General features: G+C 62.4%; 11 protein-coding genes. 9 read left to right on the forward strand and 2 right to left on the reverse strand.

The annotated features are described in order from the left end of the window. Window position 1 precedes the first annotated feature (1 nt). Both VIM95_RS03075 and VIM95_RS03080 read right to left on the reverse strand, forming a co-directional pair. Window positions 2-544: a YceI family protein gene (locus VIM95_RS03075; protein WP_331982885.1), complete on the reverse strand. Its 543-nt coding sequence runs from the start codon at window positions 542-544 to the stop codon at window positions 2-4. Between the two features lie 57 nt (window positions 545-601). Next, complete coding sequence (locus VIM95_RS03080; RefSeq protein ID WP_331982887.1) at window positions 602-1123, reverse strand: cytochrome b; 522 nt, start codon at window positions 1121-1123, stop codon at window positions 602-604. Window positions 1124-1379: 256 nt separating this feature from the next. On the opposite strand from VIM95_RS03080, the gene VIM95_RS03085 reads away from it, so the two are divergent. From VIM95_RS03085 to VIM95_RS03125, 9 genes are all read left to right on the forward strand, one after another. Further along, window positions 1380-3089 carry a molecular chaperone HscC gene (locus VIM95_RS03085; RefSeq protein ID WP_331982905.1) on the forward strand — a complete coding sequence of 570 codons (1710 nt, stop codon included), beginning with the start codon at window positions 1380-1382 and terminating at the stop codon, window positions 3087-3089. After that, complete coding sequence (locus tag VIM95_RS03090) at window positions 3086-3946, forward strand: hypothetical protein (protein ID WP_331982889.1); 861 nt, start codon at window positions 3086-3088, stop codon at window positions 3944-3946. Before VIM95_RS03085 ends, VIM95_RS03090 begins: the two co-directional genes overlap by 4 nt. A gap of 115 nt (window positions 3947-4061) precedes the next feature. Next, on the forward strand, window positions 4062-6596 hold the full coding sequence (locus VIM95_RS03095) for a serine/threonine-protein kinase (RefSeq protein ID WP_331982891.1): 2535 nt from the start codon (window positions 4062-4064) through the stop codon (window positions 6594-6596). After that, window positions 6593-7423, forward strand: coding sequence for a Stp1/IreP family PP2C-type Ser/Thr phosphatase (locus tag VIM95_RS03100; protein ID WP_331982893.1), 831 nt, complete (start codon window positions 6593-6595; stop codon window positions 7421-7423). Before VIM95_RS03095 ends, VIM95_RS03100 begins: the two co-directional genes overlap by 4 nt. Before the next feature lie 18 nt (window positions 7424-7441). Next, window positions 7442-8188, forward strand: coding sequence for an FHA domain-containing protein (locus tag VIM95_RS03105; RefSeq protein ID WP_331982895.1), 747 nt, complete (start codon window positions 7442-7444; stop codon window positions 8186-8188). A gap of 22 nt (window positions 8189-8210) precedes the next feature. Beyond that, window positions 8211-10436: an adenylate/guanylate cyclase domain-containing protein gene (locus VIM95_RS03110; protein ID WP_331982897.1), complete on the forward strand. Its 2226-nt coding sequence runs from the start codon at window positions 8211-8213 to the stop codon at window positions 10434-10436. A gap of 22 nt (window positions 10437-10458) precedes the next feature. Next, the gene (locus VIM95_RS03115; protein WP_331982899.1) at window positions 10459-11226 is read left to right on the forward strand and encodes a 3',5'-cyclic-nucleotide phosphodiesterase; all 768 of its coding nucleotides are present in this window, start codon (window positions 10459-10461) and stop codon (window positions 11224-11226) included. A 205-nt stretch (window positions 11227-11431) separates the two neighbouring features. Next, a complete protein-coding gene (locus tag VIM95_RS03120; RefSeq protein ID WP_331982901.1) occupies window positions 11432-13798 on the forward strand; it encodes a GspE/PulE family protein in 2367 nt (788 codons plus the stop codon). Window positions 13799-13860: 62 nt separating this feature from the next. Beyond that, window positions 13861-15402 (forward strand): HD domain-containing phosphohydrolase (locus VIM95_RS03125; protein ID WP_331982903.1); only part of this gene is annotated, 1542 nt, incomplete at its 3' end.

A 15402-nucleotide genomic window follows, 5' to 3' on the forward strand; every position in this document is an offset into this window, starting at 1 on the left:
CTTACTTGGGTACGAACAGCTTGAACTTGACCTGGACGACGTCAGCCACGGCGCCAACATCAGCCCACTCGCCCTCGCCGACCTTCCAGGCGAGGCGGGACAGCGGGAAGGCGCCTTCGAACCATTGGCCGTTGCCCTCGGGGCGGACGGTGAAGGGCACGGTCAGGCTGGCGCTCTTGCCCTTGAGGCCGAACTGACCGATAGCCTGGAACTTGCCACCGCCCAGGGGCTTGAACTGGCTGGCGGTGAAGGTGGCCTTGGGGAAGGCGGCGGTGTTGAACCATTCCTTCATCTGCACTGCCTGGTTGGCATCGCCGCTGCCGGCGTCGGTGGCAGCAAGCTCGACCGCGATGCTGACCTTGCCGGCATCGGGCTTGGCGGTATCAAAGGCGACGTCGGCGCTGAATTTCTTGAACTGGCCCTCAACCGGCACATTCATCTGGGTGAAGACGAATTTGACCGAGCTCTTGGCGGTATCGGCCGGAGCAGCCTGGGCAAGGCCGGCGGCGGCGAGCAGGGCGAGGGGGGCGAGCAGTTTCTTCATGGGCAGAGGGCTCCAGTTAACTTTGGCAAGACGGGATCGGCAGACTAGGACGCCGGATCAGAGCATTCGTTTCAGGGTGTCGTCGCGCTGGATGAAATGGTGCTTGAACGCTGCAGCGGCATGCAGTACCGACAGGACGATGATGGCCCAGCCGCCGGCACCATGGACCTCCTTGAGGGTGGCGGCCAGCTCTTCGTTCTTTTCCATCAGATTGGGTAGCGGTACCAGGCCCAGCCAGACCACGGGGTAACCCTTGGCCGAGGAGTACAGCCAGCCACCGAGCGGCACACCGAACATCAGGAGGTAGAGCAGGCCTTGCGTGATGGCGGCAACCGTCTTTTCCCAGCCCGCCATCTGCGCATTGGTCGGCGGCGGCTTATGGCCCAGGCGCCAGAGCAGGCGCAGGGCGACCAGGCCCAGTACGGTGATACCTATCCACTTGTGGTAGTTGATCAGCTTGAGCTTGGTCAGGCTCAGCGGCATATCGTCGACGACCAGCGCCAAGCCAAAGGCGGCAAAGATGCCCAGCGCCACCAGCCAATGCAGCAGGCGGGCGGGAAGCGTGTACTTGGTTACCATGTTGGAGGGTGCCTTTCTTTGCGGTTGATCAATGGCACTGCTAGTTGGCATGCATTATTGAGCCGAGTTCCGCATGACGATAGCGGAGGTTTTTCAAGATTTCATTCAGAAAAAGCGAACGAGTGGTTGGTGCAATTTCCTGCGCCGGCCCGCTGCGGTGTATGCCCGTGTGCGTGAAAATGGTTCACGCAGGCGGGTTTACGTCGTCATGACGTAAAATAGCTGGCTTGTTTCCGGATTTCAGGCATTGAGCGACATGATCATCGGTATAGACCTGGGTACCACCAACAGCCTCGTTGCCGTCTGGCGCGACGGGCAGGCGGAAATCATCCCCAACGCGCTGGGCCATCACCTGACGCCTTCGGTTGTCGGTCTCGACGATCAGGGGGCGGTATTGGTCGGTCTGGCGGCGCGTGAGCGGCTGATTACCCATCCGCAGCTGACGGCCTCGGTGTTCAAGCGCTATATGGGTTCGGACCGGCAGACCCGGTTGGGCGCGCAGAGCTTCCGGCCGGAAGAGTTGTCGGCCCTGGTGCTGAAGTCGCTGAAGGAAGACGCCGAGCGCTATCTGGGCGAGCCGGTGAGTGAGGCCGTGATCACGGTACCGGCCTATTTCAGCGATGCCCAGCGCAAGGCCACCCGCATTGCCGGGCAACTGGCCGGGCTGCAGGTGGAGCGGCTGGTCAACGAGCCGACCGCGGCAGCACTGGCTTATGGCCTGCACCAGAACGAGCCGGAGAGTCGTTTTCTGGTATTTGACCTGGGCGGCGGGACCTTTGATATCTCCATCCTTGAGCTCTTCGAGGGGGTGATGGAGGTGCGAGCCTCGGCCGGTGACAACTTCCTCGGGGGCGAGGATTTCAGCGAAGTGCTGATCGATGGCTTTATCGAGCAGGTGGGCAAGCCCCACGGCATTACCGACAAGATGGCCGATCCGGTGCGCTACCAGGCGCTGCGCAAGCAGGCCGAGCAGGTCAAGCGGGCATTGAGCGGCAACGAGCAGGTGGCATTCGAGCTGAACCATGAGGGTGAAACCCTGCGTTGGGTGCTGGACGAGGCGACCTTCCAGAAACTGTGCGAGCCCCTGCTCAAGCGCCTGCGCGAACCGATAGAGAAGGCGCTGCGCGATGCACGGCTGAAGGCGATAGACCTTGACCAGATTGTGCTGGCTGGTGGTGCGACCCGTATGCCCATGGTACGCAAGCTGGTGGCCAAGCTGTTTGGCCGCATGCCGGCCATGAACCTCAACCCGGATGAGGTGGTGGCGCGTGGCGCGGCGGTGATGGCGGGCCTGAAGGTGCGGGACGTGACGCTCAACGAAGTGGTGATGACCGATGTCAGCCCCTATTCGCTGGGCATCGAGGTCAGCGAGCAGATTGCGCCGGGGCGCTTCCAGCCGGGCTTTTACCTGCCCATCATTGAGCGCAATTCGGTGGTGCCGATCTCGCGCGAGCAGACGGTCAATACCATTGCCGACAACCAGAGCGCGCTGCATGTCAGCATCTTCCAGGGCGAGAGCCGAATGGTGCAGGACAATATCTTCCTCGGCGAACTGACCATACCGGTGCCGCCGCGGCCGGCCGGCCAGATCAGCGTGGCAGTACGCTTTACCTATGACGTGAACGGCCTCCTGGAGGCCGAGATGACGGTGGGCGAGACCGGTGAGAAGCACCGGCTGGTGATTGAAGACAACCCGGGCGTGTTGACCCCGGCGCAGATCGAGGAGCGGCTGGCTGCGTTGGCCCAGCTCAAGATCCACCCGCGCGAATTGCTGCCCAATGCCCAGCTGCTGGCGCGTGCCGACCGGCTGTTCCAGCAGACTCTGGGTGAGCAGCGGCAGTGGGTCTCGCAGGCCAGTGCGCACTTCCAGGCCCTGCTGGAGCAACAGGATGAGGCGGCGATTGTGGCCGGCCGGCAGGAGCTGAAGCAGCTGCTGGACGAACTGGAAGGCGAGGGTTGGCTGTGAGTGAGAACGATTGCTGGGCTGTGCTGGGCATGGCGCCAACCGCAGACGAGCGCGAGGTGAAGCGCGCCTATGCCCGCCTGCTCAAGACCACCCGGCCCGAGGATGATCCGGTGGCCTTCCAGCGTTTGCGCGAAGCCTTTGAGGCGGCGCTGTGGAAATTGGACGAACTGAACCAGCAACCGCCCGCACCGGTCGTGGTGCCGGGGGAGCGGGACCCGGCCGAGATCGAGGCCGAGGCGCGCCTGCGGCCCCATATCGAGAAGTTGGCCGAGCTCAATGAGCAGGGGACGCGCGACGAGGCCATGGCGGCGCTGGAGCTGGTGCTGGCCGAGTTTGGTCTGCGCGACGAAGCGGCCCGCGACCCGGTGCTATGGCGGTTGTTCGAGGACGGCATGCTGTGGGTGTGCTGTGATATTGCCGCCAACCACGATGACTTTCTGCGCGCGGCGGTACAGCTCTTTGGCTGGACCAAGCCGGGCAACTGGCTGCTGGAGCGGGACCCCAAGACGGTGGAGTGGCTGCAGCTGCGCTTGCAGGAGGCCGAGGCGCTGGAGGCGGTGGATCGCCTGCTGGACCTGGCCGAACTTGGCAACGAACGGCAGGCAGCCGAGCAGTTGAGCCAGTTGGCCGATGGCGAGCTCTTGGTCAGCGTGGATGTGCGGCATCTGTTCGAGGCCGAACTGATGGTGGGCTTGTCGGAGTTCGATCCGGTGCCAACCGGGCTCGCTGCCCATGCGATTCGCCTGTTCGGCTGGCAGCGTGACCATCGCCATCTGGAGGAGTACCACCCTGACGCTTGGCGCGAGTTCAGCCGCAAGGTGGCGGTGCTGCGTTTTCTGGCTTCTGCGGCCGAATGATGATGTCGGCAAAAGCGGACTATCCTGCGCCTAAAACGGCCTGTGGACTAGCGTCGGGCGGTATTGCCAACTACTCTTCCAACAACCCGCAGCTTGTCCGGGCCAGGGAGAAAGAATGAAACGTGCTTTTTGGAAGGCCGATTGGTTCGTCGGCATCGTGGTTGTCGTGCTGTTCGCCTTTGCCGGGCTGAGCACCAACCTGCTGGCAGGACTGGAACGCAAGGCCTACGACAGTGGCGTCAGCCTGACCAATCGCACACCCAGTGACCGCATCGCCATCATCGCCATCGACCAGCAGAGCCTCGACAATATCGGTCGCTGGCCCTGGTCGCGTGATATCCATGCCCAGTTCATCGATAAGCTGGCAGCCGCCAATCCCAAGCTGATCGTCAGCACGGTATTTTTCACAGAGCCCCAGCAGGACAAGGGCGCGGCCTATATCAAGCAGCTGCTTGACCTGTACCGCAGGCAGCAGGGCGGTGCCGAGGCCGGTCCGGGCGACCGCTTCGGCTCGCTGCTGGAAGAGGCGGCGGTCAAGCTGGACGTGGATGCACAGTTGGCCGACAGCGTAGGCAAGGCCGGCAATGTGCTGCTGCCCATGCTGCTGGAGAAGGGCGAGCTGCAGGGCAACCCGGACAAGGAAACGCCACCCTTCGTGAAGAAGAACGAGGTGGAGACCGGTGGCGATGCCAACAGCGGCTTGCCGGTGGCCAGCCGGCAGATGATCGCGCCTATTGCGCGGATCGGTGAGAAGGCGGCCGGCATTGGTCACCTGACTGCGGTGCCGGATGTGGATGGTGTGGTACGCGAGGAATTCCTGGTCATGCGCTATGTCGACCAGTTCTATCCCTCGCTGGCCCTGTTGGCGGCGGCGCGCAGCCTGAATGTGGCGCCGGCGCAGGTGGTGACCCAGCTTGGTCAGTCGGTGCAGTTTGGCAAGGTGAAGCTGCAGACTACCGCTTACGCTTCCTTCTACCCCTACTACTACAAGCCGCGCGACGGTAAATCGGTCATTCCCATCGACGCCTTCTACGACGTGGCCAGCGGCAAGATCCCGGTCGACAAGTATCAGGACAAGATCGTGCTGATTGGCGCGACCGCGGCAGGTGTGGGCTCGAGCTTCGTGACCCCGGTCTCTGCGGCCATGGCGCCCGTGGAGGTGCTGGCGCATACGCTCTCCAGCATTCTGCAGCAGGACTACTTCACCCAACCGGGCTGGGCACCCTGGTTCAAGATGCTGTTGTGCCTTTTGGTGGCCGCGTATCTGATCGGCCTTTTGCCCCGATTGCGTGCCGGCCAGGCAGCGATGTTGACCGCTGGCTTGTTCGTGCTGCTGATCGGTACCCAGTTCGTGCTGATGAGCAGCAAGCTCATCTGGCTGGAGATGATGACGCCGGCTGCCTTGCTGCTGGTGGGGCACCTGGTGCTGACCACCAAGCGCTTCCTCTTGACCGAGCGCGGCAAGGAGGAGTCGGAGCTGGGTGCGGCCGAATCCAACCGCATGCTGGGCCTGGCCTTCCAGGGCCAGGGGCAGCTCGACATGGCCTTCGACAAGTTCCGCAAGGTGCCGATGGACGCCAGCATGATGGACGCCCTCTACAACCTCGCGCTGGACTTCGAGCGCAAGCGGCAGTTCAACAAGGCCGAGGCGGTCTACCGCCATATGGCCGACTACGACCCCAAGTACCGCGATCTCTCCAGCAAGCTCAGCCGCGCCAAGCAGATGTCGGAAACGGTGATCCTGGGGGGCGGTGCCAGCCGTGGCAATGCCAGCACCCTGGTGCTGGACAACGAGGCGGTAGAGAAGCCCATGCTGGGCCGCTACCAGGTGGAGAAGGAGCTGGGCAAGGGGGCGATGGGGGTGGTCTACCTCGGGCGCGATCCCAAGATCGGCCGGGTGGTGGCGATCAAGACCATGGCGCTCAGCGAGGAGTTTGAGCCGGACGAGCTGGCCGAGGCGCGCAGCCGCTTCTTCCGCGAGGCAGAGACCGCCGGCCGGCTCAACCACCCGAATATCGTGACCATCTATGACGCGGGCGAGGAGCACGACCTGGCCTATATCGCCATGGAGTTCCTCAAGGGCAAGGATCTGAGCCCCTACACCAAGGCGGGCCACCTGCTGCCGGCGGCCGAGGTGGTGCATATCGTGATCAAGACCGCCGAGGCGCTGGACTATGCTCACAAGCAGCATGTGGCGCACCGGGATATCAAGCCGGCCAACATCATGTACGAGCTCGATACCAAGGTGGTCAAGGTGACCGACTTCGGCATCGCGCGGATCACCGATTCCAGCAAGACCAAGACCGGCATGGTGCTGGGCACGCCCAGCTATATGTCGCCCGAGCAGCTCAGCGGCAAGAAGGTGGATGGCCGCTCCGACCTGTTCAGCCTGGGGGTCATGCTGTACCAGATGTGCGTGGGCACCTTGCCGTTCAAGGGTGAATCGATGGCCGAGCTGATGTTCCGGATTGCCAACGAACCCTATACCAACCCCAAGGAACTGAACCCCAATCTGCCGGACCGCCTGGTGGCGGTGATCGACAAGGCGCTGCGCAAGAACGCCGATGAGCGCTTCCAGACCGGGCAGGAGTTTGCTGACGCGCTGAGGCGTTTGTTGGCCAAGCCGAGTACCGAGGGGGCAAAGTCGTGAAGTCCTTGGCCCACTCGATAGAAATGCATGGCATGACCGACGCTGGCATGGTGCGCGGACATAATGAGGATGCGATCTCCTTCGACGCAGCCCGCGGCATGGCGATCCTGGCCGACGGCATGGGGGGTTACAACGCTGGCGAGGTGGCCAGCGGGATTGCGACCACCTTGCTGGCGCAGGGTATCGCTGCCGCCTTGGAGGTGGTGCCGCCCCATGTGCCCGAGGCCATGAGCGGCAAGCCGGCGGCCCACCGCATCCTGCGCTTGGAGATCGAAAAGGCCAATCTGGCGATCTTCCAGACTGCGCAAAGCCAGCCGCAATGCGCTGGCATGGGTACCACCCTGGTGGCGGCGCTGTTCTACGACAACCGGGTCACGGTGGCCCATGTGGGGGATTCGCGGCTGTATCGGATGCGAGACGGTGAGTTCAAATCACTCACGCGGGACCATTCCTTGCTTCAGGAGCAGCTCGACAACGGTCTGATCACGGAAGAAGAGGCCCGTCGTTCGCAGAACAAGAACCTCGTGACGCGCGCTGTGGGCATAGATCCGCAGCTTGATCCGGAGCTCAATGACTTCGATGTCAAATCCGGCGACATCTATCTGCTCTGCTCCGACGGCCTCAACGACATGATCGACGATCCGGACATCGCACTGGTGCTCAGTACCCTGCCGAACAACCTTCCGCTGGCGGCAGAGCAACTGGTGCAGATGGCCAATGACAATGGTGGGCGGGACAATGTTTCCGTCATACTGATACGCATCAATCGCAGCTTTGCTGCAGAGCGCAGCCTCCGGTCCCGCTTGTTTGGCTGGTTGGCGCGCTGATTTGGGAAGGACACTGGGATGGCCAAACTGATACTTAGCCTCGACGGCACGGTGCTGCGCGAGTACACCTTGGAAAAGAACGCTGTCAGCATCGGCCGCAAGCCGAACAACGATCTGCAGATCGATAATCTGGCGGTGTCGGGCAACCATGCCCGGGTCGATGTGATCGGCTCGGACGTGTTCCTGGAAGACCTTGACAGCACCAATGGCACGCTGGTCAACGGTCAGACCGTCAAGCGACAGATGCTGCAAAACGGCGACATGATCGAGATGGGCAAGTACAAGCTCAAGTATGTGAGCGAGGGTACCAAGCCAGGCCTGCCGGATGATTTCGACAAGACCATGGTGATCAAGCCGGGTGCGCTCAAGCCCACGGCGCCGGCGGGGACTTCGCCGCTGACTGCGCATACCGAGCAGATGCCGATCCCGGTTGCGCGACCGGCCCCGGCGCCCGCTCCCCAGGCAGCCGCTGCCGAAGCCGCCGCGCCGGCGGCGGGCGAAGTACGCCCCGGCGCGATCAAGGTGCTTAGCGGCGGCAATGCCGGCAAGACCTTGGACCTGGTCAAGAATCTGACCTCCCTGGGCAAGCCGGGCGTGCAGGTGGCCATTATCACCAAACGGCCGACCGGCTATTTCATTACCCATGTGGAAGGGCCGAGCCACCCGCTGGTCAATGGCCGCGAGATCGGCGTGCATGCCGAGCTGCTGGCGGACAAGGCGGTGATCGAACTGGCTGGGGTGAAGATGGAATTCTTCTACAAGTGATCGAAGGCGCCGCCAGGCTGGTATGAAGACCCTGCGCAAATACTGGCTGCAGCTGCTTTTGAGCTTGGCGGTCCTGGTGTTCTTCCTGAGCTACGCCGCCTATGCCTGGCGGCCGCGGCTGGTGGAGCAGATCGACCTCTGGCTGTACGACGCCCGGGTGGCGCTGACCATGCAAGGTGGTGTCGATCCACGTACGGTGATCGTCGACGTGGACGAAAAGAGCCTGGCCGAGGTGGGCCAGTGGCCCTGGCCACGCAAGACGGTGGCGCAACTGGTGACGCGGCTGACGCAGGACTATAAGGCCGCAGCAGTGGGCTTTGATATCGTTTTTGCCGAGAGGGACGTGAGCTCCGGCCTGCCTGTGCTCAAGCAACTGGCAGCGACCGAGTTCAAGGACGATCCGGCCTTCCTGGCCCGGCTCGATACCCTGCAGCAAAGCCTGGACTACGACGGCGTGCTGGCCAAGAGCCTTGCCGGCCGGCCGGTGGTGCTGGGCTATTACTTCAGCTTTGAGCCCAATGCACCGCGTGCTGGCGTCTTGCCCAAAGCGGTATTGCCGGCCGGCATGTTCAAGGGCCGCAATGTGCGACCGGTGCAGGCCACCGGCTTTGGCGCCAATCTGCCGGTACTGATGGCCCAGGCGACTTCGGCCGGACACTTCAATCCGCGCCCTGACCCGGACGGCGTGACCCGGCGGGTGGCGCTGCTGGTGGAACATGATGGCAAGTACTACGAGTCCTTGTCGCTGGCCATGGTGCGGGCCTATCTGAACTTCCCCAAGATCGAACCACAGTATGTGGAATCGCCGCTCCGAGCTTATGCGCCTTTGGAGTGGCTCAAGGTCGGGCCCTTGATGCTGCCGGTGGACGAGGAGGTCAGCGCTCTGGTGCCTTTCCGTGGCCGGCAGCGCAGTTTCAAATACCTCTCGGCCAGCGATGTGCTCAATGGCCGGGTGCGGGCTGAGGATCTGGCCGGCCGCATGGTACTGGTAGGTACGACGGCGCCAGGTCTGAATGACCTGCGGGTGGCACCGGTGGATGCGGTCTATCCTGGGGTGGAGATTCACGCCAACCTGATCGCTGGCATGCTGGGCGACACGCTGCCGGGCAAGCCGGACTATCTGATCGGGGCGGAATTTCTGCTGCTGATTTGCCTGGGCGGTGTCATGACAGTGGCGCTGATCAGGCTCAATCCGCTACCGGCGACCCTGTTGGCAGCCAGCCTCGTGCTGCTGGTGACGTTGGCCGACTTTGCCCTGTGGAAATATTCACGGCTGGCGTTGCCGCTGGCGGCTTCGCTGCTGACTATCATGCTGCTATATGCGATCTCGATGGCCTACGGCTATTTCTTCGAATCGCGCAACAAGAAGCAGATGGCCAGCCTGTTCGGCCAGTACGTGCCGCCCGAGCTTGTGGAGCGCATGAGCGAGGAGCCGGAAAAATATTCCATGGAGGGGCAGAGCCGGGAGCTGACCGTGTTGTTCTCTGACGTGCGCAGTTTCACCACCATCTCCGAGAGCATGGAGCCCAAGGAGCTGACGCGCTTCATGAATGAGTTCCTGACCACGTTGTCCAATGTGATCCGTACCCGCTACCTCGGCACCATCGATAAATATATGGGCGACTGCGTGATGGCCTTCTGGGGCGCGCCCATCCACGACCCCGACCATGCCAAGAATGCCGTGCTCGCCGGCCTTGATATGCAGCGGGCGATGCGTGAGATCGCCCCGGCGATGAAGGAGAAGGGCTGGCCTGAGGTCTTTATCGGCGTGGGAGTGAATACTGGGCGGATGACCGTGGGCGATATGGGGTCGCAGATCCGTAAGGCCTATACGGTGATGGGCGATTCGGTCAACCTGGCGGCCCGGCTGGAGAGCCTGACCAAGCACTACGGTGTGGGTATGATCGTGGGCGAGCATACTCGCCAGGCGGTCAAGGACGGGGTGCTGTTCCGCGAGCTGGACCGGGTAAAGGTCAAGGGGCGCGACGACCCCGTCACCATCTATGAACCCATAGGCGAAACCGGCGCGGTAGAGAAGCCGCTACGCAATTCGGTCGAGCTATTCCATATGGCGCTTAAGCACTACCGGGCGCAGGATTGGGATCTGGCTGAGCTGCAGCTGATCAACCTCAGCAAGCAGGCCGGACCGAGCCGGCTGTACCAGGTCTATCTGGAGCGCATCGCCCAGTTCCGCAAGGTACCGCCACCGCCCGGTTGGGATGGTGTCCACGAGTTCGACAGCAAGTAGGGCGCGAGGCGGAACCATGGCGATGCGTCTGAAAGTACTGGGCTGCAGCGGCGGGATAGGCGCGGGGATGCGCACGACCTCCTTCCTGGTCGGCCGTCATACCCTGATCGACGCGGGTACCGGGGTGGGGGACCTGTCGGTGGCTGAACTGGCCCAGATCGACCAGGTCTTTCTGACCCATGCCCATCTGGACCATGTGGCGATGCTGCCCTTGATGGTGGACACGGTCGGTGCCATGCGCAGTAAGCCGCTGACGGTCTACGCGACCAGCGCCACACTGGCGATGTTGACCGCACATGTCTTCAACTGGCACATCTGGCCCGACTTCCGCGAGATTCCCGACCCGGCCTCGCCCTGGATGCGCTTTGTGCCGTTTGAGTTGGGCGATACGCTGCAGGTGGAGACCAACCTGACGGTGACCGCGCTACCGGCCCTGCACACGGTGCCGGCGGTGGCTTATCAGCTTGATTCGGGCCAGCACAGCCTGGTGTTTTCGGGCGATACCACCATCAACGACGACTTCTGGCCGGCGCTCAATGCAATAGCCAACCTCAAGACGCTGATCATCGAAACGGCTTTCTGCAACCGCGAGCGCGCGCTGGCAGAAGCTTCGCGCCACCTCTGCCCGGCCATGCTGGCGAGCGAGCTCTCGCGTATGACCCGGCCGGCCGAGATCTATATCACCCACCTCAAGCCTGGCGAGGTCGAATTGACCATGCAGGAGATAGGCGAGGATGCCGCCGCCTTCCACCCCCGCATGCTCAAGAACGGCCAGATCCTGGAATTTTGAGAGCGAGAGCCTGTTATGAACTTGGGTCAGTGACGGGTAGTGTAGGGCGGTACAGGCGACAGGGATGGCTGATCCAGTAGCTCTCCCCTGTTTTAATCCACCCCCGCCCCGCCGCTGCGGGGAGCCTCGCTGACGCTCGTAAGTGCTTTGAATTGGCTGAATTACTTCAATTACCCAAGACCGTAAACGAGTTAAGCGGACCATCATGAACAAAGCTGCGGCCGGTGCGCCGGAACTGACCCTGGAATTGCAACTGATCCGCGATCTGCAGGCGGTGACCAATCGCATCCATGCCACCAGCAACCTCGATGAGATCATGCTGGAGGTGAGCCAGCCGATCTGCGAGTTGTTCAATGCCGACCGGCTGACGGTCTATGTCCTCAACGAGGATCGCAACGCCATTGTCTCCAAGGTCAAGACAGGGTTGCACTCCTTCAAGGACATCAAGCTGCCGCTGTCGGAGCAGAGCGTGGCGGGCTTCGTGGCCATGAGTAAACGGCTGCTCAATATCAAGGATGTGTACGATCTGAACGAGCTGCAGGCCATCCACCCGCATTTGGCGTTTTTGCAGGAGGTGGATAAACGCACCGGTTACCGCACCAAGCAGATGATGGTGGCCCCCATCGTCGACGAGAAATCCGGCGAGCTGGTGGGGGTGATGCAGCTGATCAATAACCGTGCTGGCCGGCCTTTCCCGCCACTGAGCGAGAAGGGGGCGGTGGACCTGTGCAAGACCTTGGCGATCGCGCTGCGCCAGCGTTCGCCCGGGGGGCCGTTGCTGGCTCGGACCAAGTACGACCACCTGGTACTCGATGGGGTGCTGACCGCGGCCGAGCTGGAGCTCGCGATCAAGGGGGCGCGCGAGCGCGGCTGCGAGATCGAGGAGGTGCTGCTCAAGGAGTACAAGGTGGCGGCCAGCCAAGTCGGTGCATCGCTGGCGCGCTTCTTTGGCGTGGAATACGAGCCCTACAAGCCGGAACGGCTCAAGCCCACCGATCTGCTCAAGACCATCAAGCGCGACTTTGCCGAGATGGCGCAATGGTTGCCGCTGGAAGAAGTGCCGGAGGGGCTCCTGGTGGTGACGCCGGACCCGGAGCGGGCGCGCAGCAATGGCATGGTCGGGCAGGTGCTGCCCGGCCGCAAGGTGCTGTACCGGGTCTGCAGCCAGCTGGAATTTGCGCAGATGCTGGATCTCTACTTCGGTGCCCAGGGTAGTTATGACGCCGGCTCCATTGGCGACATCCTCTCTGGCATGGCTGACGATAGCGAGGAAAGCGAGGCGATCAGCCACGAAGCCTTGTCGGCGGCACAGGACAACGAGCTGGTGAAGCTCGTCAACAAGATCATCGTCGATGCCTACAACCAAGGGGCCTCGGATATCCATATCGAGCCCTTCCCGGGCAAGGCCAAGACGGAAGTGCGCTTTCGCCGTGATGGCTCCTTGCAGCCCTATATCGAGGTACCGGCGGCCTACCGCGATCCTATCGTGACCCGGCTCAAGATCATGTGCGATCTGGATATCTCGGAGCGTCGCAAGCCACAGGACGGCAAGATCAAGTTCAAAAAGTACGGCCCGCTCGATATCGAACTGCGGGTGGCGACGGTGCCGACCGCGGGCGGGATGGAAGACGTGGTAATGCGGATACTTGCCTCCGGCGAGCCGCTGCCGCTCGACAAGATGGGCTTTTCCAAGCGCAACGAGGCGACGCTGAAGTCGGTGATCAGCAAGCCCTATGGGCTGTTCTTCGTCTGCGGGCCGACCGGTTCGGGCAAGACCACCACGCTGCATTCGGTGCTGAAGTACCTCAATACGCCGGAGACCAAGATATGGACCGCCGAAGACCCGGTCGAGATTACTCAGAAGGGCTTGCGGCAGGTACAGATGAACCCCAAGGCGGGGCTGACCTTTGCCACGGCGATGAAGTCGTTCCTGCGTGCCGACCCGGACGTGATCATGGTCGGCGAGATGCGCGACAAGGAAACCACCAGCATTGGCATCGAGGCCTCGCTGACTGGCCACTTGGTGCTGGCGACCCTGCATACCAACTCGGCGCCCGAGTCCATCATCCGGCTCTTGGACATGGGCATGGACCCGTTCAATTTCTCGGATGCGCTCCTGGGCATCTTGGCGCAGCGGCTGGCCAAGCGGCTGTGCAGCAAGTGCAAGGAGGCCTACCAGCCTGCGGCGGATGAATTGAAGTTGATCCTGGCCGAGTATGCCGAGGAGCTTAAGCACACGGCCAGCTGGGCCAAGGACCCGGCGGCGGCGCAGAAGCTGCTGCTGGAGGAATGGAAAAAAGAATTTGCCGACAAGGACGGTCGGTTCACGCTCTACCGCCCGGTGGGCTGCGAGGCCTGCAACCAGACCGGCTACAAGGGCCGGGTGGGCCTGCATGAGCTCTTGGTTGGGACCGACCTGGTCAAGAAACGCATTCAGGAACACGCCCGGGTGGCGGAATTGCTGGCGGTTGCGCTGGATGAGGGGATGCGCACGCTCAAGCAGGATGGTATAGAGAAGGTGATGCAAGGCATTACCGACCTGCACCAGGTGCGGGCGGTGTGCATCAAGTGATATTGCACCGATGATATAGATAAGGCCACGCCAGGACGTGGCCCACCAGGGATGGGAGTGCCATGGCGAACGCCACGGAGCTGATGCAGCGGCTCGACAAGCTCAATGCGGTGGGGGTGGCGCTGTCGGCTGAGCGTGATATCGGCCGGCTGGTGGAGCTGATCCTCTGCGCGGCCAAGGACCTGGTTGATGCCGACGCCGGCACCCTTTACCTTGTGAACGGTGACCAGCTCGAGTTCGAGATCGTCCGTACCGATACCCTGGGCATCGCCCTGGGCGGCAGTACCGGCAAGCGCCCGCCCATGCCACCTATTCCGCTCCACCTGCCGGATGGTACGCCCAATACCAGTACCGTGGTCGGCTGTGCGGCTTTGCTGGGACAGACCATCAATATCCCGGATGCCTACGAAGCGGTTGGTTTTGACTTCTCGGGCACGCGGCGCTTCGATGCGGCCAATGGTTACCGTTCCAAGTCTTTTCTGACGGTACCGATGCGCAACCACGAGAACGCGATCATCGGCGTGCTGCAGCTGATCAATGCGCTTGATGCCGAGCGACAGATCGAGGGTTTCAACGCGGAGGACCAGCAGTTGGTGGAATCGCTGGCTTCGCAGGCGGCCATTGCGCTTACCAACCGGCAGCTGATCAACCAGCTGGAAAGCTTGTTCGAAGCCCTGATCAATCTGATCAACACCGCCATCGACGACAAGAGCCCCTATACCGGTGGCCACTGCGAACGGGTGCCGGTGTTGACCATGTTGCTGGCCGAGGCGACCAGCCGTGTGGACTGGGGACCGTACCAGGACTTCCAAATGAGCGAGAAGGACAGGTACGAGCTCAAGATCGCCGGCCTGCTGCATGACTGCGGCAAGATCACCACCCCGGTCCATGTGGTGGACAAGGCGACCAAGCTCGAAACCATCTTTGACCGCATGACGCTGCTCGACACCCGCTTTGAGGTATTGCGGCGCGATGCCGAGATTGCCCGGCTGAAGGGGGAGCTGGACGAACCGGGCCATGCTGCGCTGTTGGCGCGTTATGCCGACGACCAGGCTTTTCTGCGCCGAGCCAATATAGGTGGCGAATTCATGCGCCCAGAGGACCAGGAGCGGGTACGCCAGATTGCGGCCTACGGCTGGACTGACGCAAATTGTCAGCCTATGCCGTTTCTGAGTGCCGACGAAGTGGAGAACCTCAGCATTGCCCGTGGCACGCTGACGGCCGCCGAGCGGCAGGTGATCAACCACCATATCGAAGTGACCATACGGCTGCTGGAGGCCTTGCCCTGGCCCAAGCACCTGCTCAATGTGCCGGAGTACGCCGGGGGGCACCATGAACGGATGGACGGCAAGGGCTACCCGCGTGGCCTGACGCGCGAACAGATGAGCGTGCAGGCGAGGATGATGGGCATCGCCGACATCTTTGAGGCCCTGACCGCGCGCGACCGTCCCTATAAACCGGGCAAGACGCTGTCCGAATCGCTCGGCATCCTCGCCCGCATGACCCGCGACCAGCATGTGGACGCCGACCTGTTCGAGGTCTTTGTGCGCGAGAAGGTCTATCTGCAGTATGCGGAGATGTTTCTGGAGCCTGGGCAGATCGAC

Origin of the sequence: Chitinimonas sp., from assembly GCF_036568685.1 — a bacterium.
In the GTDB taxonomy this organism is placed as follows: domain Bacteria; phylum Pseudomonadota; class Gammaproteobacteria; order Burkholderiales; family Chitinimonadaceae; genus Chitinimonas.